The sequence below is a fragment of the Micromonospora sp. HM5-17 genome, from assembly GCF_003762835.1.
Lineage (GTDB): Bacteria > Actinomycetota > Actinomycetes > Mycobacteriales > Micromonosporaceae > Plantactinospora.
Genome location: NZ_RJWA01000008.1, coordinates 104,616 through 126,707, shown reverse-complemented (window position 1 = coordinate 126,707; position 22,092 = coordinate 104,616). Strand labels below are relative to the sequence as shown.

The 22,092-nt window shown below is 74.7% G+C and carries 15 protein-coding genes; 7 read left to right on the top strand and 8 right to left on the bottom strand.

Translation table 11 applies throughout. The annotated features are described in order from the left end of the window. The first annotated feature begins 2 nt into the window (after positions 1-2). Positions 3-5,579 (top strand): non-ribosomal peptide synthetase/MFS transporter, encoded by a 5,577-nt coding sequence (locus EF879_RS21585; RefSeq protein WP_233604661.1) that lies wholly within the window; start codon positions 3-5, stop codon positions 5,577-5,579. Here EF879_RS21585 and EF879_RS21580 read toward each other — a convergent pair. From EF879_RS21580 to EF879_RS28880, 3 genes are read right to left on the bottom strand one after another with little or no spacing between them, the layout of a single operon-like run. Then, positions 5,570-7,345, bottom strand: coding sequence for a condensation domain-containing protein (locus EF879_RS21580; protein WP_123561492.1), 1,776 nt, complete (start codon positions 7,343-7,345; stop codon positions 5,570-5,572). The genes EF879_RS21585 and EF879_RS21580 overlap by 10 nt on opposite strands. Beyond that, the gene (locus tag EF879_RS21575; RefSeq protein WP_123561490.1) at positions 7,336-7,803 is read right to left on the bottom strand and encodes a protein phosphatase; all 468 of its coding nucleotides are present in this window, start codon (positions 7,801-7,803) and stop codon (positions 7,336-7,338) included. The genes EF879_RS21580 and EF879_RS21575 overlap by 10 nt, the downstream gene beginning before the upstream one ends. 9 nt (positions 7,804-7,812) lie before the next feature. Beyond that, a complete protein-coding gene (locus EF879_RS28880; protein WP_123561488.1) occupies positions 7,813-8,136 on the bottom strand; it encodes an SMP-30/gluconolactonase/LRE family protein in 324 nt (107 codons plus the stop codon). A 60-nt stretch (positions 8,137-8,196) separates the two neighbouring features. On the opposite strand from EF879_RS28880, the gene EF879_RS21565 reads away from it, so the two are divergent. Both EF879_RS21565 and EF879_RS21560 read left to right on the top strand, forming a co-directional pair. Continuing rightward, the gene (locus EF879_RS21565) at positions 8,197-9,252 is read left to right on the top strand and encodes a hypothetical protein (protein ID WP_123561486.1); all 1,056 of its coding nucleotides are present in this window, start codon (positions 8,197-8,199) and stop codon (positions 9,250-9,252) included. 330 nt (positions 9,253-9,582) lie between these two features. Further along, entirely contained in the window at positions 9,583-11,700 is a 2,118-nt protein-coding gene (locus EF879_RS21560) for a cellulose binding domain-containing protein (protein WP_123561484.1), read from the top strand. Positions 11,701-11,765: 65 nt separating this feature from the next. On the opposite strand, the gene EF879_RS21555 is transcribed toward EF879_RS21560, so the two are convergent. The 4 genes from EF879_RS21555 to EF879_RS21540 form a co-directional block, all read right to left on the bottom strand. Continuing rightward, a complete protein-coding gene (locus tag EF879_RS21555) occupies positions 11,766-12,713 on the bottom strand; it encodes an ABC transporter substrate-binding protein (RefSeq protein ID WP_123561482.1) in 948 nt (315 codons plus the stop codon). Next, complete coding sequence (locus tag EF879_RS21550) at positions 12,659-13,510, bottom strand: ABC transporter ATP-binding protein (protein WP_233604648.1); 852 nt, start codon at positions 13,508-13,510, stop codon at positions 12,659-12,661. The genes EF879_RS21555 and EF879_RS21550 overlap by 55 nt, the downstream gene beginning before the upstream one ends. Then, positions 13,511-14,548: an iron chelate uptake ABC transporter family permease subunit gene (locus EF879_RS21545; RefSeq protein ID WP_233604647.1), complete on the bottom strand. Its 1,038-nt coding sequence runs from the start codon at positions 14,546-14,548 to the stop codon at positions 13,511-13,513. It lies immediately after the preceding gene. Between the two features lie 70 nt (positions 14,549-14,618). After that, positions 14,619-15,665, bottom strand: a complete 1,047-nt coding sequence (locus EF879_RS21540) for an iron ABC transporter permease (protein WP_123561479.1) — start codon at positions 15,663-15,665, stop codon at positions 14,619-14,621. Between the two features lie 210 nt (positions 15,666-15,875). Here EF879_RS21540 and EF879_RS21535 point away from each other — a divergent pair, with 210 nt between their 5' ends. From EF879_RS21535 to EF879_RS28305, 4 genes are read left to right on the top strand one after another with little or no spacing between them, the layout of a single operon-like run. Next, positions 15,876-17,729, top strand: a complete 1,854-nt coding sequence (locus EF879_RS21535) for a xylan 1,4-beta-xylosidase (protein ID WP_123561477.1) — start codon at positions 15,876-15,878, stop codon at positions 17,727-17,729. Positions 17,730-17,733: 4 nt separating this feature from the next. After that, on the top strand, positions 17,734-19,524 hold the full coding sequence (locus EF879_RS21530) for a xylan 1,4-beta-xylosidase (protein ID WP_123561475.1): 1,791 nt from the start codon (positions 17,734-17,736) through the stop codon (positions 19,522-19,524). Further along, entirely contained in the window at positions 19,521-20,504 is a 984-nt protein-coding gene (locus EF879_RS21525) for an alpha-amylase family glycosyl hydrolase (protein ID WP_233604646.1), read from the top strand. Before EF879_RS21530 ends, EF879_RS21525 begins: the two co-directional genes overlap by 4 nt. 19 nt (positions 20,505-20,523) lie before the next feature. After that, positions 20,524-20,982: a DUF3459 domain-containing protein gene (locus EF879_RS28305; RefSeq protein WP_233604645.1), complete on the top strand. Its 459-nt coding sequence runs from the start codon at positions 20,524-20,526 to the stop codon at positions 20,980-20,982. Between the two features lie 25 nt (positions 20,983-21,007). On the opposite strand, the gene EF879_RS21520 is transcribed toward EF879_RS28305, so the two are convergent. After that, a complete protein-coding gene (locus tag EF879_RS21520) occupies positions 21,008-21,976 on the bottom strand; it encodes an ABC transporter ATP-binding protein (RefSeq protein ID WP_233604644.1) in 969 nt (322 codons plus the stop codon). Positions 21,977-22,092 lie beyond the last annotated feature (116 nt).

Sequence of the window (22,092 nt, the reverse complement as noted above, 5' to 3'; positions counted from 1 at the left end):
CCATGCCGGCGGGAATGTCACCACCGGCGGCGCCCGGCGTGGCCGGGGCGCGCGCGGCACTACTGGAACAGCGGCTGCGGGGCCGCCGCGGCAACCTGCCGGTGGTGCCACGCCGCCCGGACGGGGTCGCCCCGCCGCTGTCGTTCGCGCAGGAGCGGCTCTGGTTCATGGACCAGTTCGCCCCGGAGACCGCCGCGTACGTGGTGCCGTTCCCGATCCGCCTGCTCGGCCCGGTGGATGTCCCGGCGCTGCGCGCCGCGCTGGATGCGGTGGTCGCCCGGCACGAGGCGCTGCGGATGCGGTTCCCGGTGACCGAGGCGGGCCGGCCAACGGTCGTGGTGGAGCCGGCGGCCGAGGTGCCGTTGGACGTCGTCCCGCTGGACGAGCGGCTGCCGCCCGCCGAGCGGGAGCGGGTCGCCGCCGGGCTGCTGGCGGACCTCGCCGCGGCACCGTTCCCGCTGGCCACGGGGCCACTGGTCCGGGCCACCCTGGTACGGCTGGCCGAGCACGACCACGTGCTGCTGGTCGTGGTGCACCACATCGTCTTCGACGGCTGGTCCATCAACGTCTTCCTGACCGACCTGTTCGCGGCGTACGCCGGCACGCCGCTCGGCCCGCCGCCGACCCGGTACGGCGACTTCGCGGCCTGGCAACGCGCGCGCTACCAGGACGACCGGATGGAGCGCGATCTCGCGTTCTGGCGTTCCCGGCTGGCCGGGGTCCCCCCGCTGGAGCTGCCGACCGACGCGCCCCGACCGCCGGAGCAGACCTTCCGGGGGGCGAGTCACCCGGTCCGGTTCGACGCCGAGCTGTGCCGGAGCCTCCTCGAGCTGTCCCGGCGGCACGGCGTCACCGCCTACATGACGCTGCTCGCCGCGTACCAGGCGCTGCTGTGCCGCTACAGCGGGCAGGAGGAGTTCGCGATCGGCTCCACCGTGGCCGGCCGTACCCTGCCGGAGCTGGAACGGGTGGCCGGACTCTTCGCCAACGTGCTGCCGCTGCGGGCCGACCTTGCGGGCAACCCCACCTTCGCCGAGCTGCTCGGCCGGGTCCGGGACACCGTGCTCGACGCCTTCGCCCACCAGGAGACACCGTTCGAGCGGATCGTCAACGACCTGCGGATACCCCGGGACGTGAGCCGCTCCCCGATCTTCCAGGCCACCTTCACCCTGCTCAACTACACCCACGCGACGACGGCGCCGCCCGGGCTCACCGTGCTGCCGTTTCCGGTCGAGAACCGGGTGACCCGGTTCGACCTCGAGCTGTACCTCTACGAGCCGGCGGACGAGGTGACCGGCTTCTTCACCTACAACGCGGACCTCTTCGCCGCCGAGTCGGTCGCGCGGCTGGCCCGGCACCTGGAGCGGCTGCTGCGGCTGGTGGTCGCGGACCCGGACCGGCGGATCGCCGACCTCGATCTGCTCGACGACGCCGAACGCCGGCGGGTGCTGGTCGACTGGAACGACACCGCCCGCGACATCGGCCCGCCGGCCACCCTGGCGGAGCTGGTCGAGGCGCAGGTCGCCCGCACCCCGGACGCGATCGCGGTGAGCTACGAGGGCGGCACGCTGACCTACCGGGACCTCAACGCCCGGGCCAACGTCCTGGCCCGGCGGCTCCGTCGGCACGGGGTCGGTCCGGGCACCGTGGCCGCGGTGTGCGTACCCCGGTCACCGGAGCTGGTGACCGGACTCCTCGCGGTGCTCAAGGCCGGGGGTGCCTACCTGCCGCTCGACCCGGAGTATCCGGCCGACCGGCTGGCCTTCATGCTCGCCGACGCCGAGCCCCGGGTGGTGCTGGTCGACGCGACGACGGCCGAGGTCGTACCGGACGCCGGGGTCGCGACGATCCGGGTCGACCGGCCGGCGGAGTGGGACGACGGCACGGCGGAGGCCCGGGAGAACCTGCCGGACGGGGCGGGGGTCGACGATGACGCGTACCTCATCTACACCTCCGGCTCGACGGGGCGGCCGAAGGGGGTGCTGAACACCCACCGGGCGATCCACAACCGGCTCGACTGGATGCAGCGCACCTACCGGCTCGGTGCCGACGACGTGGTGTTGCAGAAGACGCCGGCCGGGTTCGACGTCTCGGTCTGGGAGTTCTTCTGGCCGCTGCTGGCCGGCGCACGCCTGGTGCTTGCCCGACCGGGCGGGCACAAGGACGCGGCGTACCTGCGGGACCTGATTCGGGAGGCCGGGGTGACGACGGTCCACTTCGTACCGTCGATGCTCGCGGTCTTCGTCGCCGAGGAGGGGGTCGAGCGGTGCCGCTCGCTGCGCCGGATCATCTGCAGCGGCGAGGAGCTGCCGGTCCGGCTGGCTCGGACGGTGCTGGAGCGGCTCGACTGCGAGCTCCACAACCTGTACGGCCCGACCGAGGCGGCGATCGACGTCAGCGCCTGGCAGTGCCGGGCCGACGAGCTGGCCGGTCTGGCCCGGGTGCCGATCGGCCGACCGATCCAGAACATCCGCCTCTACGTGCTCGACCGCACCGGCCGGCCGGTGCCGCCCGGGCTCCCCGGCGAGCTGCACATCGCCGGGGTCGGGGTGGCCCGGGGCTACCTGCGGCGCCCGGAGTTGACCGCGGAGAGGTTCCGCCCCGACCCGTACGGGCCGCCCGGTGCGCGGATGTACGCCACCGGCGACCTGGTTCGGCACCGCCCGGACGGCGCGCTGGAGTATCTCGGCCGGCTGGACCACCAGGTCAAGCTGCGAGGGCTCCGGATCGAACCGGGCGAGATCGAGTCGGTGCTCCGGGACCAGCCGGGGGTACGGGACGCGGTGGTGGTGGTCCGCGAGGACCGGCCCGGCGACCGGCGGCTGGTCGCGTACGTCGTACCCGAGAGGTCCAGCCCGAAGGCGGCGACCGAGCCAGCCGACAGCCGCGAGGCCGGCGCCGGGGACGCCGCCCCGGATCCGGTGGCGCTACGGGCCGCGCTGAAGACCGTGCTCCCGGACTACATGGTCCCCGGCGCCATCGTCGTACTCGAGCGGCTTCCGCTCACGCCGAACGGCAAGCTGGACCGGCAGGCGCTGCCGGCGCCCACCGCCACCCGGGCGACCGGGACGGAGCTTACCCCGCCCCGGACCGGGGTGGAGCGGGCCATCGCCGACGTCTGGTCCGCGGTGCTCGGCGTGGCGGAGCTCGGCATCGATGACAACTTCTTCGATCTCGGCGGCCACTCACTGCTCGCCACCCAGGTGGTGGCCCGGCTACGGACCGCGCTGCCCGAGGGCGCGGCCCGGATCAGCGTGCTGGACCTGTTCAGGAACCCGACGATCCGCCAGCTCGCCGAGCTGGCCGCGACGCCGGCCACCGCGCGCGGGCCGCGCCGGTTGCTGCACGAGCTGACCCGACCGGTGCCGGCGGCGAGCCGCCGGCTGACCCTGGTCTGCGTCCCCTACGGCGGCGGCAGCGCCGTCGTCTACCAGCCACTCGCCGACGCGCTGCCAGCCGGGTACGCCCTCTACTCGCTGGCGATCCCCGGTCACGACGTGGGACTGGACGAGGAGCACGTCGCGTTCGACGCGCTGGTCGAGGAGTGCGTCGCGGAGATCCAGGAGCGGATCTCGGGACCGGTGGCCCTGTACGGCCACTGCGGCGTCGGCGGCGCGATGGCGGTGGCGATCGCCCGCGGGCTGGAACGGGTCGGCCGGCCGGTGGCGGCTGTCTATACCGGGGCGGTCTTCCCGTTCGCCCGGCCGCGCGGCTGGTTCGCTGCGCTGCGGGCCCGACTGGAGCGGTTCCGCAGCGACCAGATCTACGCCAACTGGCTGACCTCGCTCGGGGTCGACCTCTCCGACCTCGACCCCGCCCAGGTCCGCACCCTGATCCGGAGCATGCGGCAGGACAGTGAGGCGGCGGAGGACTACTTCACCGGGCTGCTTCGCGACGGCTCCGCCCGGCTCGCCGCGCCGATGATCTCCGTGGTCGGCGAGCGCGACGACATGACGCTGTTTTACCAGGAGCGCTACCGGGAGTGGCACTTCCTCACCGACACCGCCGCGCTGGTGGTGCTCGACGAGGCCGGACACTACTTCCTCAAGCACCGGGCCGAGGAGCTGGCCACGATCGTCACCACCACCCACGACGCCATCCGGTCCGGCCGGGCCCGGCCCGCGCCCCGGACCGGGCCCGACGACACCCGCACCTGGTGGCTGCACGGCGTCTCCCGGGCAGGCGACGCACGGTCGGCGAGGCCGGAGGGTCCCGCGCCGAGCATGCGCCGGTTCCTCGCCGTCGCCGCCGGCCAGACGGCGTCGATGATCGGCTCGGCGATGGTCGAGTTCGCGGTACCGGTCTGGATCTACCTCCGCACCGGGTCGCTGGTCCAGCTGGCGCTCTTCTCGGCCGTGGCCCTGGTACCGGGAATCCTGGTGCTGCCGTTCGCCGGCACGGTCGTCGACCGGTGCAGCCGACGGGCCGTGATGCTGGCCGGTGATGCGGCCGCGCTGGCGGCGCAGGCGGTGTTCCTGGCCCTGCTGCTCACCGACCGGGTCCGCATCGGACACGTCTACGCGCTGCTGGTCGTCCTCTCGGTCGCGCTGACCTTCCAGCGACTGGCGTACTCGTCGGCGATCCCCCAGCTGGTGCCGAAACGCTACCTCGGCCACGCCAACGGCGCCGTGCAGGCCGCGGTGGGGGTCGCCCAGTTCCTGGTTCCGGTCGCCGCGGCCGGGCTCCTGGCCAGCATCGGGCTGGCCGGCATCCTCGCGGTCGACGTGGTCAGCTACCTGGTGGTGATCACCGTCGTCGCGCTGGTCCGCTTCCCCCGGTCGATGCCGTTCCGGCGGCGGGAGTCGATCCCGACGGAGATCCGCACCGGCTTCCGGTACGCCATGGGCCGGCGCGGCTTCCGGGCCCTGCTGGTGTTCTTCGCGGTCACCAACGTCTTCCTCGGCCCGCTGCTCATCATGGTGCAGCCGTTGGTGCTGGGCTTCGCCACCCTCTCGACGGTGGCCGGGGTCTCCGTGGCCGCCGGTCTCGGGGCCACGGTCGGCGGGCTGGCGATGGCGCTCTGGGGCGGCCCGGTCCGGCACCGGATGCGTGGCATGCTCACCGCCGCGCTGGGGTTGGCGGTGGCCTGCCTGGTCGCCGGGTCTCGTCCGTCGACACCGGTGGTGGCGGTGGGGGTCTTCGGCATGTTCCTCGGGCTGACCCTGATGAACGCCATCTACGCCACCATCGTGCAGGTGAAGGTGCCGCCCCGCTTCCTCGGCCGGGTCTTCGCCGTGCACACCCTCTTCGCCTGGTGCACCCTGCCGATCGGCTTCGTCGTCCTCGGACCGTACGTCAGCGACACCCTCGGGCGGGCGCTCGAGCCCGGCGGCCCGCTGGCCGGCACGGTGGGACGGCTGGTCGGCACCGGTTCGGAACGCGGCATCGGCCTGACCTTCGTCGTGTTCGCCCTGGCCATCGCCGCGATCGTGCTGCTCGCCGCGCGGCATCCGGCGTTGCGCCACTTCGACCGGGACGTTCCCGACGCCGAACCCGACGACCTGATCGGCCTGGCGGAGCTACGTCGCCGGACGGCCTCCGACCCGGTGCGGTCCGGCTCGCGCCCGGATCACACCTGAACCGACCGGCGCGGCGGCTCGGAGCCCGCCGTTGCGGCGCCTTCCCGGCCGGAGGCGGCCGCCAGCACGGGCAGCCGGCGCCAGCCGGCCGGATCCGTCGGATCGTCCGGCGCCCCGGCGCAGAGCACGTACCGGTGCGGGGTCATCGCGGTAGGGTGCCGGGGCAGCGCCGCCAGGCATCGGGCGTGCGCCTGCTGGGGCGTCTCGACACCCGCCCCGGCGGCCAGGTACGCGACGAGGCGACCGTCCTCGACGACCACCCGGCTCCGGCCGGCCGCCAGGGCGGCGTCCACGAGTCGCCGCACCTCGGCGAGTTCGACCCACCAGCCGTCGACCCGGCACCACCCCGGCCCGCCCTGGAACGGCTCCAGGCCGGTCGCCGGCCCCAGCTCCGCCTCGGTCAGCTCCTGACCGGCGGCGACCACCAGCAACCGTTCGACCGCCGCCAGCAGCCCCTCCAGCTCGGCCCGCCCGATCCGGGCGAGGTCCCCGCTCAACGCCCGCAGCCGGAGCACCCGGTCGACCGCCCAGATCTCGAACCCGAGCGGCGTGACCACCCCGGCGCTCGCCTCGAACCTCAGACGGGTCCGGCCGGTCGCCGCGGCGACCTCCGTCAGCCCGCCCTCGGTGCCGGGTCGGGGCGGGCGGACCGGCACGGCCAGGTTGTTCACGATCGGCTCCGGGCTCAGCAGCACCCCCCGGTCGTGCCGGATCCGCGCCGCGAGGTCGGCCCGGCGATAGGCGTCGTACCGGCCGTACCGACTGGCGTTCAGCATCGCGGCGTGGCAGCGCCGGACGAGGTCGTCGAAGCCCGCGCCGGCCACCTCGACCGTGAGGAGTGTGGCCTGCACCAGCGTGCCGACGTAGGTGGCGAGCCGGGGATCGAACCGGTTGCCGGAGAGGATCGGGAACCGGCACTCCGGGTATCCGGTCCGGCGGGCGAGTACGGCGCAGATCGCGGCCAGCACCACGCTCGGGCCGCTGACCCGGGTCCGTGCCGCGATGTGCCGGACGGCGAGCGCAGCCGCCGGGGACCAGAGCTGGACCGCGCCCGCGTCGCCGGAGGTGGCGCCGCCGGGTGCCGGGTACGGGAACGGAGGCATCCGGGCCAGTCCCTGTTCCCAGTGCCGCAGCGCCGCGTCGAGCCGGGGGATCAGGCGCGGGTCCGCCTCCGCCGCCGCCTGGTCGAGCGGCTGGACCGGCGCGGGGCCGGGCAGCGGGGCGCCAGGGCGCCGCACCAGCCGGGCGAACTCCGCACCCAGCACCACCATCGCCTGGTGGTCGACGGCCAGGTGGGAGTAGCGGACCACCCCGGTCAGCACCCGACCGGCGACCGTCGCCACCGCCACCCGCAGCGGCAGCGGCAGGTCCAGGCCGGTGACGGGTGGCCCGGCCGCCAGCCGGCGAGTCAGGTCCGCGGCGACCTCGAGGGGATCCGGCTCACCCCCGGGCTCCTCGTCGCCCACCGCGTAGACCTCGATCGTCAGCTCGCCCCGATCGCGTACCCGCTGACGCGGATCGGGGCCGCCGAGGTAGCGGGTGCGCAGCCCCTCGTGCCGGGTGACCAGGACGCGCCACGCCGCCGCGACCGCGTCCAGGTCGGTCCCGGGCGGTACGTCGAGGGTCCACGACAGACTGCCGTACCGGTGGTCCGGCGTGGTCTCCAGCCACTGCAGGATGTTGCGCTGGCCCAGCGTCATCGGGCCCTCGGCGGCACGGTCGCCGGTGAACTCCACGACCAGGGGTGCCTGTGGGATCAGCCCCACTGCCGGGCGCCCTCCGGCTGGTGGCTCGGCACGGCGAACCGCGCCACGTAACGGCGCTGCCACGGCGTCTCGACGGCGCGCCGATCGTAGTGCTCCCGGACGTAGGCCACCGCCTCGCCGGGCGGGACGCCGTCGAGGACGGCGAGACACGCCAGCGCCGTACCGGTGCGGCCCCGACCCCCGCCGCAGGCGATCTCGACCCGCTCCCCCGCCGCGCGCCGCCACGCCTCGACGAAGGCCTCCGCCGCGGCCGTCCGGTCGGCGGGCAGCCGGAAGTCGGGCCAGCGCAGCCAGCGGCTCTCCCACGGCACCGGAGGTGGGGTTCGGCCGAGCAGGTAGAGCCCGAACGTCGGGGTGGGACCAGGCGGGAGCGGGCGGCGCAGCCCGCGGCCCCGGACGAGCCGGCCGGACGGTAGACAGAGCACGCCAGGGTCGTCTGGCCTCCAGGTAGCGGTCATCTCGGCAGTCTAGTTCGCCGCGCAGATCGTGGACGGTCCGGCGACGAGGGTCGGTCGGAAGACGTCTCCGTTTTCGACGGGCGCGTACGGGCGTGCCGTCGACCAGCAGACGGCGGTCGGCCGGGGCACCGGCGGCGCCACCCGGGCCAGCCGGGCACCGTCCGGGGCGAGCCGGTGGACGGACCAGCCATCCCACCGCGCGCCCCAGAGGCAGCCGTCGGTGTCGACGCCGAGCCGGTGCCGGCGCCGGGGGCAGTGCCACGGTCTTCGCCCACGGGACCGACCTGACCCGTCGACCGTCGGCCACCTCTCCGTCGTCTCCCGGACACGCACGACACGAGGTCGATCACATAGATTCCCCGTTGTCTATCCATCTCGGACCCGGGAGCGGAGATGCACGACATCAGGAAAACCGTCGGGCGGCCCCTCGCGGCGGTGTTGACGGCGGTGCTGGCGGCGGTGGGACTGGCGACCCCGGCCCCGGCGGGCGCGGCGGTCAGCCGGGCGGAGCTGGCGCTACGCTGGGCGCCGATCCACTACCAGGACGTCGACGCCACCGGCGACCACGCGCTTGGCGGCCGGTCGGACTACCTCACCCGAATCGACTTCGACGGCGACCTCGACGGACGGAACAACTGGGACAACGCGGCCCGCGCCGACGTCTCGTTCGCCGCGTACGTCTACTACTCGGTGCTGGAAACCAGCACCCACTGGTACCTCACCTACCTGTTCTTCCACCCCCGCGACTGGATCGACCACCCGTTCTTCGAGACGGAGCACGAGAACGACGGCGAGGGCGTGTTGCTCGCCGTCGAGCGGGACGGCTCACCGTACGGCGTGCTGCGCGGCGCGGTCACCGTGGCGCACGGCGACTTCTACTCGTACGTCCCCGGTGGCAGCACCTGGTCCGGCGGGCGGGAGAACGTCGACGGCACACTGCAGCTGCACCGGTCGCCGCACGACGGGTTCGCCCACCCGGCGACCGCCCAGGAGCGGGGCGGCCACGGGCTCAAGGCGTACCCGCAGTACGCCATCGACGGCGACGGCATCGTCTACTACCCCTCGACGGTGGCGGAGACGCCGAGCAGCGGCAACGACCGGGACGTCCGCTACCAGCTCGTCGAGATCTTCGCCAGCGGCGGCCTCTGGGCGCAGCGGAGCAACAGCGCCCTGTTCGCGGCCCTCGGCACCTTCGCCGGCGACACCTCCGGCGACTGCGGCGTCGGGACCTTCGGCTGCTCGACCAACTCGGCGAACGCGCCGTGGGGCTGGGACGACGGCAACGACCTGCCGGGCCGGGGCGAGATCGCCACCGATCCGGCAAAGCTCGTCACCGAGTACTTCACCATCCCGGGCGGCGTCTCCCGGACGTACACCGACAACCCGTACGCCAGCGAGGCGGCGGCCCTGCGGGAGGCGGCCCGGACGGCGCCGCCGGTCGTCGACTGAGGCCGGGTCGCCGGTCGGGGCGGGACCTCGACCGGACGACCCGCCGCGGCGGGTGCCCGGGGAGGCACGGCACGCCGCGTCCCCGGGCACCCTTGAGGTCGCCGGGATCCCTGTGAGATTCTTGGGCGCCGATGACCGGCCACGCGTGGGGCTGACCGTCGTCCAAGGGCAACCGGGTGTGCGCTGGCCCCCGGAGGACGACGACCGGTGCGCGGGAGCGCGCCGAGGCACCGTCCACGAGTACGCCCGCCGCCTCGAAGGATTCTTCCGTCGCGACCCACCCGCCGCAGGCTGGGGCGGAGCTCATCGTGATCATCGGAGGAACTCACCATGCCCGAGCCGAGCACGCGTGGGGATCGGGCCCACGCCAGCTCATCGACGCCGTCCCGGTCCGGCCGACTCCGCGGGACCGCCCTCGCCGCGAGCCTGGCGCTCGCCACCGGGGTGCTGACCGGCGTACCGCAGCCGAGTGCCGGGGCGGCGACCACCCCGGTGACCGTGACCGTGAACGCGCGGGCGGGACTCGCCACCGTGCCCGAGACCGCGCTCGGCGTCAACCACGCGATCTGGGACGAGAACCTGGGCACCGCCGAGACGTCGGACCTGCTGCGGGCGGCCGGCGTACGGATGGTGCGGTACCCGGGCGGGTCGTACGCCGACATCTACCACTGGCGAGACCACACCGCGCCCGGCGGCTACGTCGCCCCGCACACCGACTTCGACACCTTCATGGCCGCGGTACGGCGGATCGGCGCCGAGCCGATGATCGTGGCGAACTACGGTACCGGCACCCCCGCCGAGGCCGCGGAGTGGGTCCGGTACGCCAACGTGACCAAGGGCTACGGCGCCCGGTACTGGACGATCGGCAACGAGAACTACGGCAACGGCCACTACGGGGCGGCCTGGGAGGCCGACCACCATCCGGACAAGAGCGCGACCTACTACGCGAACCTGGTCGTCGCGTACGCCGAGGCGATGAAGGCTGTCGATCCCACGATCAAGGTCGGTGCCGTGGTCACCATGCCGGCGAACTGGCCGGACGGGCTGACCGCCGGCGACGACCCGGGGCCGTGGACCTCCACGGTGCTCTCGATCGCCGGCGGGGCGATCGACTTCGTCGACGTGCACTGGTACCCGGGCGGCACCGCCGCCGAGTCGCTCGCCCGGACCAGCCACATCGACGACGCCGTGTACCTGCTCCGCGAGCGGATCCGGCGGTACGCCGGCCCGCACGCCGGCCGAATCGGCATCAGCCTCACCGAGCTGAACGTCGAACAGGGCCGGACCACCCAGCCGGGCGCGCTGTTCCTGGCCGACGCCTACAGCGGGCTGCTGGCACAGGGGGTCTTCACGGTCCAGTGGTGGAACGTGCACAACGGCATCGGCACGGTGTCGGAGGTGGCCGGACACACCGACTACGGCGACTACGGCATGCTCTCCAGCGGCACCTGCACCGCCGACGGGTCGGCCTGCGAACCGCCGCTGAACACCCCGTTCGCGCCGTACCACGGACTGTCGATGATGAATCTCTTCGCCCGGCCCGGCGACCAGTTCATCCGGGCCGGCACGGACCAGCCGCTGGTGACCGCGCACGCGGTACGGCGGCGCGACGGGGACCTGGCGGTGCTGCTCGTCAACAAGGACCCGGAGCACGCGTACCCGGTCAGCATCGACTACGCCGGGTACACGCCGTCGACCGCGGCGCCGACGGTCTACACCCTCGGCAACGGCGCCACCTCGATCGCCCGTACGCAGGCGGGCAGCGCGACCAGCCGGACGCTGCCGCCGTACTCGCTGACCACGCTCGTGCTCCACCCGGCCGGCGCGGCCACCGGCCACCCCGGGGCGCCGGGTCAACCCACCGTCAGCGAGGTCACCGACCGACGCGCGACCATCTCCTGGCCGGCGGCGACCCGGGGCCGTGACCCGATCGCCAAGTACGAGGTGTACCGACAGCACGGGGCGACCAGCGAGCAACTCGGCGAGACGAGCGACACCTCGCTCACCGTCGACAACCTCACTCCCGGCAGCCGGTACACCGTCAACGTCGTGACCCGCGACACCGCCGGCCGGGTGTCCTGGGCCTCACCACCGCTGACCTTCACCACCGGCAGCCCGAGGGAGAGCACCTGCGGCGTCCGGTTCAGCACCGTCACGGACTGGGGCAACGGCTACGTCGGCACCATCGACATCGTCAACAACGGGGACGAGCCGATCACCGGGTGGACCCTCACCTACACCTGGCCGACCGACTGGCAGCAGGTGAGCAGCGGATGGAGCGGCACCTGGGAACAGGTCGGGCGCACGGTCCGGGTCACCAACGCCGACGACAACCGGCAGATCCCCGCCGGGGGCGGCACCAGCACCGGCTTCGTCGCGGCGTACAGCGGCCCGAACGTGCCGCCGGGCGTGTTCACCCTCAACGGCGTCGTCTGTACCCGGCTGTAGGTCGTCCCGGCCGATGTGGTGGGGCCTCCGGTGGGCGACGCCGGAGGCCCCATCCCCGCACCGGCTCACGCGGCCGGGACGTACCGCTCGATGTCGTCGAGGATCTTCCCGGCCGCGGTGACGCCGATGCCGAGCATCCAGATCTCGTCCGAGACCGGGTACGCCCGGCCGGCCTTGACCGCGGAGAGGTTCTTCCACAGGCTGCCGCCGGTCACCTTGCTCCGCTCGGCCTCGGCCTTGGCCCCGAACGCGGTCACGAAGATGACGTCGCCGTCGACCTCGGAGATCCGTTCCGGGCTGACCGCGTCGAACCGCTTGTCCGCCTTGTTCGCCAGCAACTGCCGCTCGGGGCGGCCCAGTCCGACGTCGCCGAGGACGATGCCGCAGAACGACTCCGGCCCGTAGACCCGGATCTCCGTCGGCCGGAACCGGACCACGGAGATCTTCCGCTCCCCCGGGTTGCCGATCTTGGCGCCGATCTCCCTGGCCCGCTTCTCGTACGCGGCGAGCAGCTCCTTCGCCTCCTGCTCCTTGCCGAGCGCCTGCCCGTCGAGGAGGAAGTTCTCCTTCCAGGTGATGCCGACGCGCTCGGTGAAGACCGTCGGGGCGATGGCCGACAGCTCGTCGTAGAACTTCTCCTGGCGGAACTTGCTGCCCAGGATCAGGTCCGGTTGCAGCGCGCTGATCGCCTCCAGGTCGGGCTCGGTGAGCAGGCCGACCGGCGCGATCGCGGCCACCCGGTCGGCCCCGAAGTACGTCGGGAAGCCCTCGCTCTCGGCGGCCTTCGCCGCGCCCACCGGGGTCACCCCCAGGGAGAGGGCGGTGTCGATCTTGTCGGTGTCCAGCACCACCACCCGCCGCGGGTGCGCCGGCACCCGGGTGGTGCCCATCGCGTGGGTGATGGTCCGGGTCTCACCGCCGGCGGTCTCCCCGCCGACCGGATCACTGCGGCATCCGGTCAGGCCGGCACCGAGCGCGGCGGCGACGACGAGGGCGATGACTCTGCGACGCATGGGGAACCTTTCGGACGAACGGAGGTGGTCAGCGACGGGACGACCAGCGGCGCCCCGCTCACCGGGCAGGGCACGACGACGCAGTCGAGCCCGAAGACGTCGCGGACCAGATCCGCGGTGAGGATCTCGCGCGGCGGGCCGGCCGCGACCACCGCGCCGGCCCGCATCGCGATCAGGTGGTCGGCGTACCGGGCCGCCTGGTTGAGGTCGTGCAGCACCGCGACGATGGTCCGGTTGCGCTCGACGCGCAGCCGGTGCAGCAGGTCGAGCACCTCCACCTGGTGTGCGAGGTCGAGGAACGTCGTCGGCTCGTCGAGCAGCAGCGCCTCGGTCTCCTGGGCCAGGGTCATCGCGATCCAGACCCGCTGCCGCTGCCCGCCGGAGAGGCTGTCCACGGCCCGGTCGGCCAGCTCGTCGACGTTGGCCAGCGCCATCGCCGCGCGGACCGCCGCCTCGTCCTCGGCCGACCACTGCCGCCACCACCGCTGGTACGGCTGTCGGCCCCGGCCCACCAGGTCGGCGACGGTGACGCCCTCGGGGACCAGCGGGCTCTGCGGCAGCACCCCGAGCCGGCGGGCCACGGCGCGGGTCGGCAGGTCGCGGATTGCCGTACCGTCCAGCAGCACGGTGCCCCGGCGCGGGGCGAGCAGCCGGGCCATGGCGCGCAGCAGCGTGGACTTGCCACAGGCGTTCGGCCCGACGATGACGGTGAACGCGTCGGCGGGCAGGTCGACGTCGAGGCCGTCGAGGACGGTCCGGTCGTCGTACCCGACGGTGAGATCACGGGTGGAGAGCATCTAGCAGACCTTCCGTCGGCCGCGGACCAGCAGGTAGATCAGGTACGGCCCACCGAGGGCGGCGGTCAGCACCCCGGCGGGGAGCTGGGTGGGTGCGAAGAGCCGGCGGCCCGCCAGGTCGGCGAGGACGACCAGGAGCGCCCCGACCAGGGCGGCGCAGAGCAGCGGTGGCCGCTCGGCCCGGACGAGCCGCCGGGCCACCTGGGGGGCGACCAGGGCGACGAAGTCCACCGCACCGACCTGGGCGGTGACCATCGCGGCGGCGAGGACGCCGGTGGTGGCCAGTCCCACCCGCCGGGCCACCGGCCGCAGCCCGATCCCCCGGGCCGTGTCGTCGTCGAGCGCGCTGCCGTTCAGCGCCCACCCGGCCCAGAGCAGCACCGGCACCAGCGCCAGCAGGGTCACCCCCAGGTAGGCGGCCTCCCGCCAGCCCTTGCCGGCCAGGGTACCGACCAGCCAGAGCTGGGCACGGATCCCGTCGACCGGGTCCGCCGCGAGCATCACCACCTCGGTCAGCGCCCGCAGCGCCACCGCGACGGCAACCCCGGCCAGGACGAACCGGTGCGCCGCCAGCCCGTGCCGCAGCCCGAGCACCAGCACCACCACCGCGGCGGCGAGCCCTCCGGCGAGCGCGGCCGGGGCGATCAGCGCCGCGGCGGCGCCCCCGGTCAGCGCGACCGTGGCGGCCAGTCCCGCGCCCTGGGTGATGCCGACCACGTCCGGGCTGGCCAGGGGGTTGCGGGTGACGCTCTGGATCAGCGTGCCGGCGACGCCGAAGACCGCGCCGACCGCCGCGGCCAGGACGACGCGGGGCAGCCGAAGGTCGCGTACGACCAGGTCGTACGGGGTGCCGACGCCGGAGAGCGACCGGAGCACGTCGGCCGGGGCGACGTACGGGGTGCCGAGGGAGAGGCCGAGCACGACGGCGGCGGCGAGCAGGACGACCAGGACCGCGCCGGCCAGGACCGGCCGGTGCCGGACGACCAGCCGGGCGGGGCCGAGCCGGACGAGGGTCCGGCCTGCGGGCAGGACGGTCACCGTCGCTCCCCTCGGCGCCCGGCGCCACGGCCCGGCCGGCCGGACCGGCCGGCCCACTCGGCGCGCCCGCTCATGCCGTCACCACCCGGGCCCGGCGGATCAGCACCACCAGCAGCGGCGCGCCGAGCAGCGCGCTGACGATCCCGGCCGGCACCTCGCCGGGGGGTGCGACCAGACGCCCGACGATGTCGGCGGCGAGCAGCAGCGCCGGCCCGAGCAGCGCCGCCAGCGCGAGGGTCCAGCGGTGGTCGGCGCCGACCAGCGCCCGGGCCAGGTGCGGCACGGCGAGCCCGATGAACGCGATCGGCCCGGCCGCGGCGACGGCGGCCCCGGTGAGCAGGACGGCACCGGCGCCGCCGGCGAGCCGGACCAGCCCGACCCGGTGCCCGAGCCCCCGGGCCACATCGTCGCCGAGGGCGAGCGCGTCGAGACCCCGGGCGGCGAACGCGGCGAGCAGCACACCGGCGAGCACGAACGGCACGACCTGGGCGGCGACGGCGGCGTCCCGGCCGGTCAGCCCGCCCACCACCCAGAACCGGTAGTCCTCGAAGGTACGGGCATCGACGGTGAGCAGGCCGATCACCACGGCGCCGAGACTGGCGTCGAGGGCGACACCGACCAGGGCCAGGGTCACCGGGCTGGCGCCCTCCCGGGTGCGGTGCGCGATGCCGAAGACGAGCAGACCGGCGAGGAACGCGCCGGCGACACCGAACCAGACGTATCCGGCGAGGGTGCCGACGCCGGCGACCGCGATCGCGACCACCACCCCGAGGGAGGCGCCGGCGCTGACCCCGAGGATCCGCGGCTCGGCGAGGGGGTTGCGGGTCAGCGCCTGGAGAAGCACGCCGGCGAGGGCGAGGGCGGGTCCGACGGTGAGGCCGAGCAGCGTACGCGGCACGCGCAGCTCCCGGACGATGACGCTCGCCTCGCCGCCGTCCGGCGCGACCAGGGCGTGCCAGACCTGGCCCGGGGTGAGCGGCTTGCTGCCGAGCGCGAGGCTCGCCAGCGTCACCGCGAGCAGCAGTCCGGCCGCGGCGACGGCGACCCCCGCGCGCCGGCCGTGGAGACGGCCGGACCGGGTTCCGGGCTCGGCCGCCCGGGCCGCAACGATCGTCACGACGCTGTCCTCACACCCTCGAATTAGGTTCGGCTAACCTTACGATTCCCAGGTCGCCGCGCCCAACCGGCATGACGGATCTCACCGTCGGGTGGGCGACGTCCCGCCCCACCGCGAATCCCTGAGAGCGAGACGGGGGTAGCGCGGGCGGCGCCGTAACCGGTTACAGTCTCTGCGTCGGATCCACCTGAGACACCTGGGAGACGCCCGGTGACCACCACCGCTGAGAACCAGCCCGCCTGGAACGCCCGGACCGACTGGGAGGCCCGGATCGGCCTGCGCCGCGACGAGGGCGGCGACGGCGTGCCGCTGCCTCCCGCGCCGGACGGCCTGACCGCGGTTCCCGGCGTCGGTCACGTACGCCTCTCCTGGTCACCGGTCGAGGGCGCCGTCGGCTATCTCGTGCACCGCGCCCCGGCCCCGGACGGCCACCCGACCGGGGAGCTGACCCCGGTCGACCACCTGGGCGGCGACGTCCTCGCCGTGCCCGACACCTGGTACGTGGACACCACCGGCGAGCCCGGCGTGCGGTACGCCTACGCCGTCGCCGCCGTCCCGGAGGTGACGGTGACCGGACCGCTCAGCACACCCGTGCTCGCCGCCGCTCTTCCCCCGGACGGCACCGCGCCCACCGTCGAGCTGCGGGTCGACACCACCGCCCCGGGCACCCCGCTGCACCGGCCGTGGCAGCCGATGATCGGCAGTGAGCGGCTCTCCCAGCTGCTCTGCCGCGATCTCTCCGACGGCCGGGAGATCGGGGCGGAGCTCCTCGCCGCGCTCCGTCGGGTCCGCACCGAGCTCGGCGTCGAGGCGGTGCGTGCGCACGCCATCCTGCACGACGACCTCGGGGTCTACCGGGAGGTCGACGGCGAGCCGGTGTACGACTTCTCCGGGGTCGACGCGGTGTACGACCTGGTGCGCGACGCCGGGTTGCGGCCGGTCGTGGAGATCGGGTTCATGCCGGCGGCGCTGGCCCGCGATCCGGAACGGACGGTCTTCGAGTACCGTGGCGTGATCTCCCCGCCCAAGGACTGGGACCGCTGGGCGGACCTGGTCCGGGCGCTGGTCCGCCACCTCCTCGACCGCTACGGCGACACGGTGCTGGGCTGGGACTTCGAGGTGTGGAACGAGGCCAACCTGGAGGTCTTCTGGTCCGGCACCCGGGACGAGTGGCTGCGCCTCTACGACGTCACCGCGCAGGCGGTCAAGGACGTCGACCCACGGATCTCGGTCGGCGGACCGTCGTCGGCGGCCGCCGGGTGGGTCGACGCGCTGCTGGCGCACGCCACGCGGTCCGGGGCGCCGGTCGACTTCGTCTCCACCCACACCTACGGCAGCCCACCACTGGACCTCCGGCCGACGCTGGCCCGATGGGGCTTCCCCGAGGCGCGGATCCTCTGGACCGAGTGGGGCGTCACCCCGACCCACTTCCATGCGGTCAACGACGGGGCGTTCGCGGCGACCTTCCTGCTCACCGGAATGCGATCCGCCGCGGGGCGGGTGGACGCCCTGTCGTACTGGGTGGCCAGCGACCACTTCGAGGAGCTGGGCCGGCCGCCACGGCTGCTGCACGGCGGCTTCGGCCTGCTCACCGTCGGCGGGATCGCCAAGCCGCGCTACCACGCGCTACGGCTGCTCGCCCGGCTCGGCGACACCGAGCTGCCGGTACGGGCGTCCGGCGACGGCGCCGACGGCCTGGTGCAGTGCTGGGCCAGCCGACGGGACGACGGGAGCCTCGCCGTGCTGGTCTGGGTCTCCACCCTCGACCAGTCCAAGCGGGACGGTGACCCGGCGCTCGCCCGGCGGGTCCGGCTCGTCGTCCCGGGGGCCGCCGGGCGCGCCGCCACGGTCACCCGACTGGATCGTGCCCACGGCGACATCACCACCGTCGCGGCGGAGATCGGGGTGGCGGACTGGCCCACCGAGGAGCAGTGGGCGGCGCTGCGCCGGGTCGACGCGCTGGAGCCGGAGCGGGTCGAGACCGCGACGGAGGGCGACGCCGTCGTCGTCGACCTGCACGTCCCCCAACCGGGGGCGGTACTGGTCGAGCTCACCGGAGCCTGAGCCGGTGCCACCCCGTCCCCAGGTACGGGTCCGGGTCGGGCGCGGCCAGGTCACCGTCGACTGGGACCCGGTGCCCGGTGCCGTCGGCTACCTCGTGCACCGGGCCGACGGAGACGGTCCGGCGCGGGTGGTCGACCACCGGGGCGGCGACCTGCTCGCCGTCCCCGGCCCGCCGTACCCGGACACCACCGTCGAGCCCGGCCGGTCCGTCCGATACGCGGTCCGGCCCCTCCTCGACCCCGACCGGTCCGACGCGGAGCCGTTGGGCCCACCGTCGGAGCCGGTGACGACGTGGTCGCCCGGCCGCCACGGCACGGCCCGATGCGCGGGGGAGGGCCAGGTGACGCTGACCGTGCGGGCCCACCGCCCGACCGGACCGCTGCACCGGCCGTGGCGCGACATGATCGGCTCCGAGCACCTGAGCCTGCTGCTCTGCCGGGCCCGGGTCGGCGGCGAGGAGATGGGCGCCGGACTCGCCGCCGCGCTGGGCCGGGTACGGCGGGAACTCGGCGTCGCACGGGTACGCGCGCACGGCATCCTCGGCGACGACCTCGGCGTCTACCGCGAGGTCGACGGCGTACCGGTGCACGACTTCACCGGGGTGGACGCCGTGCTCGACGCGCTGGCGCCGACCGGGCTGCGACCGGTGCTGGAGCTGTCGTTCATGCCGAGGGCGCTGGCCCGGGACCCGTCGCGGGAGGTCACCGCGGCCGGCGTGGCCAGCCCGCCCCGAGACTGGGACCGCTGGGCCGGGCTGGTCGGCGACCTGGTCCGGCACCTGCGCGACCGGGTCGGCGTCGCGGAGGTGCGCCACTGGGCGGTCGAGGTGTGGAACGAGCCGGACCTGGACTGCTTCTGGACCGGCAGCCGTGCCGACTACCTCCGGCTGTACGAGGTCACCGCCCATGCCGTCCGCCGCGCCTGCCCGGAGCTGCCGGTCGGCGGCCCGGCGACGGCGGCGACCCGCTGGATCGCGCCGTTCCTCGCCCACGTCGAGGCGACCGGCGCACCGCTGGACTTCCTCTCCACCCACGTCTACGGCAGCCCGCCCGTGGACCTCCGGCCCCTCCTCGCCCGACACGGCCGGGCCGGTACGCCGCTGCGCTGGACCGAGTGGGGACCGACGCCCACCCACTTCGCTCCGGTCAACGACACCGCGTGGGCCGCCGCGTTCGTCGCGACCGGGATGCGGTCTGCCGCCGGCCGGGTCGCGGCGCTCTCCTGCTGGGTCGCGAGTGACCACTTCGAGGAGCTGGGCCGGCCGCCGGCCCTGCTGCACGGCGGGTTCGGCCTGCTCTCGGTGGGCGGGTTGGCCAAGCCACGGTTCTGGGCCCTGTGGATGCTCGACCAGCTCGCCGAGTGGGAGACCGAGCACCAGATCGAGGGCGACGGCGCCGGCTCGCTGGTGCGGGCCTGGCCGTCGATCGACCCGGCGACCGGGCGGGTGGCCGTCGTGGTGTGGAACGGCACCCTCGACCAGGGGGTGCTGGACCGGCCTGCGTCCCACCGGCGCTGGCTGGACCGGCGGGTCCGGCTCCGGATCGAGGGGCTGGCGGCGTCGGCGTACCGGCTGCGACACCGGCGCCTGGACGACGAGACGTCGAATCTCGGCGCCACCGCGCGGCGCCTCGGCGTGACCGCCTGGCCGAGCGAGGAGCAGTGGGCACGGCTGCGCGCCGCCGACCGGCTCGCCGACGTCCACCCGCCGTACCGGGTCACTCCCGGGGACGGGGCCGTCGACCTCACCGTGCCGCTGCCGATGCCGTCGATGTCACTGATCGAGCTGGTGCCGTGACCGTGGAACGCCCCTGGTGGCGCGAGGCCGTCACCTACGAGATCTACGTCCGCTCGTACGCCGACTCCGACGGCGACGGCCTGGGTGACCTGCCCGGGGTCCGGAGCCGGCTAGAGTACGTGCGTGACCTCGGGGTGGACGCGATCTGGCTGACCCCGTTCTACCCCACCGCCGACCACGACGCCGGGTACGACGTCACGGACCACCGCGCGGTCGATCCCCGGCTGGGCGCACTCTCCGATGTGGACGACCTGGTCGCCGAGGCCCATCGGCTGGGCCTGCGCGTCATCGTCGACCTGGTGCTCAACCACGTCTCCAGCGCCCACCCGTGGTTCCAGGCCGCCCGTCGGGCCGGCCCGGGTTCGCCGGAGCGGGCCCGGTTCCACGTCCGGCCGGGCCGGGGCCCGAGGGGCGAGCTGCCGCCGAACGGCTGGCCGTCCATCTTCGGCGGTCCGGCCTGGGCACCGTTCGGGGACGGCGAGTGGTACCTGCACCTGTTCGACGTCGAGCAGCCCGACCTGCGGCACGACCATCCGGAGGTCGCCGCCGACGCCGCCGCGACGCTGCGGTTCTGGCTCGACCGCGGGGTCGACGGGGTGCGGTTCGACGCCGCCGGGTCGATCGCGAAGGATCCGGACTACCCGGAGCTGCCGCCGGGCTGGCGGCCGGGCGACCCGGCGCCGTACAGCGACCTGCCGGAGGTGCACGAGGTGTACCGGCGGTGGGCACGGATCCTCGCCGGGTATCCGGGCGACCGGCTGGGCGTCGCTGAGGTGTGGGGCGGGCCCGGGGTGCTGGGTCCGTACCTGCGGCCCGACGAACTCGGTCAGGCCTTCGCGATGGACCCGCTGTTCTGGCCGCTGCGGGCGGCGGACTGGCGGGAGGGCGCGGCGGAGCTGCTCGCCGTCACCACCCGGCACGGCCGGCTGCCGGCCTGGGTGCACGGCAGCCACGACGTTCGGCGGGCGGCCAGCCGGTGACGAGCTCGGCCTGCCCGAGGTGGACCTGCCGGACGACGCGATCCGCGACCCGGTGTACCGCCGTTCCGGCGGCACCGACCGGGGCCGGGACGGGGCCCGGGTGCCACTGCCCTGGACCGCCGGCCCCGCCCCCTACGGCTTCGGGCCGGCGGGCTCGACGCCGTGGCTGCCCCAGCCGCCCGACTGGGGCTCGTGGTCGGTCGAGGTCCAGTCGACGGACCCCGGCTCGGCGCTGGCGTTCACCCGGTCCGCGCTGGCCCTGCGTACCGCCCTCTGGCGCGGCCGGTCGCCGGTGCCGACCTGGTTGCCCGGACCGGAGAAAGTCCTCGCCTTCCGCCGCGGCGCCGGACCGACCTGCGTGGCCAACCTCTCCGACCGGCCCGTGCCCTGGCGGCGCTACGGCGCCGAGGTGCTCCTCGCCAGCGCGCCGGTGCCGGGCGCGACCCTGCCACCGGGCGCCGCGGCCTGGTTGGGCTGACCGGACCGGCGGCGGGGCCGGCGGGTCAGGCCGGCCGGGGTTCCCCGGCGAACGGGGTCGGGATGGCGTCCAGCAGGAGCCGGGTGTAGTCGTGCCGCGCCGCGCCGATCACCTCCAGCGTCGCCCCGCGCTCCACCACCGTGCCCTCGCGGAGGACCAGCACCTCGTCGGCGAGCACCCGGGCGCTCAACAGGTCGTGGGTGATGTAGAGCATGGCCAGCCGCTGGCGACGCACCAGCGCGCCGAGCAGGTCCAGGATCTCCGCCCGGATCGAGACGTCCAGCATGGAGATCGGCTCGTCGGCGACCAGGACCTGCGGCTCCGGCGCCAGGGCGCGGGCGATGACCACCCGCTGCCGCTGCCCGCCGGAGAGCTGGTGCGGCAGCTTGTCGAGGAACTGCCCGGCCGGTGCGAGCCCCACCGCCTCCAGCAGTTCGGCGGCGCGGTCCCGCACCGCCGCGCCCCGCAGGCCACGGTAGTTGACGAGCGGACGAGACAGGGCGTACGCGACCGTCCGGGTCGGGTTGAGCGCGCTGAACGGGTCCTGGAACACCATCTGCACGTGCCGCCGGTACTCGCGCAGCGGTCGGCCGCGCAGCCGGTCCACCCGGATCTCGCCCTCCGGGCCCGGGTCGGGTGCGCCCGCGGCCGCCGGGTCGGGGCGGAACCGGACCCGGCCGGAGGTGGGCCGCTCGACCCCGGTGACCAGTCGGGCGATGGTGCTCTTGCCGCTGCCGCTCTGCCCGACCAGGGCGGTCACCCGGCCGCGGTGGAGCTCCAGCGACACGCCGCGCACCGCGTGAATCGAGGTGGTGCGCAGTCCACGCCGGGTGACGTACCGCTTGTCGACGTCCTCGACCACGAGGACCGGACCGAACCGGTCCGGCCCCTCTGCCGGACCGGCCCCGGCGGCGTCCGTATCGGCGGACGCGTCGCCGCCGGCCGGGGTGGCGACGGCCGCGCCCGGTGGGGGCAGCCGGTCCTCCTGGGCCACCAGGCACCGGACCGCCCCGGCGCGGTCGGGGAGGAGCGCCGGGTGGCGCCGGCGGCAGGCCTCCTCGGCGTACGGGCAGCGCGGGGCGAACAGGCATCCGTCGTGATCACGGGAGA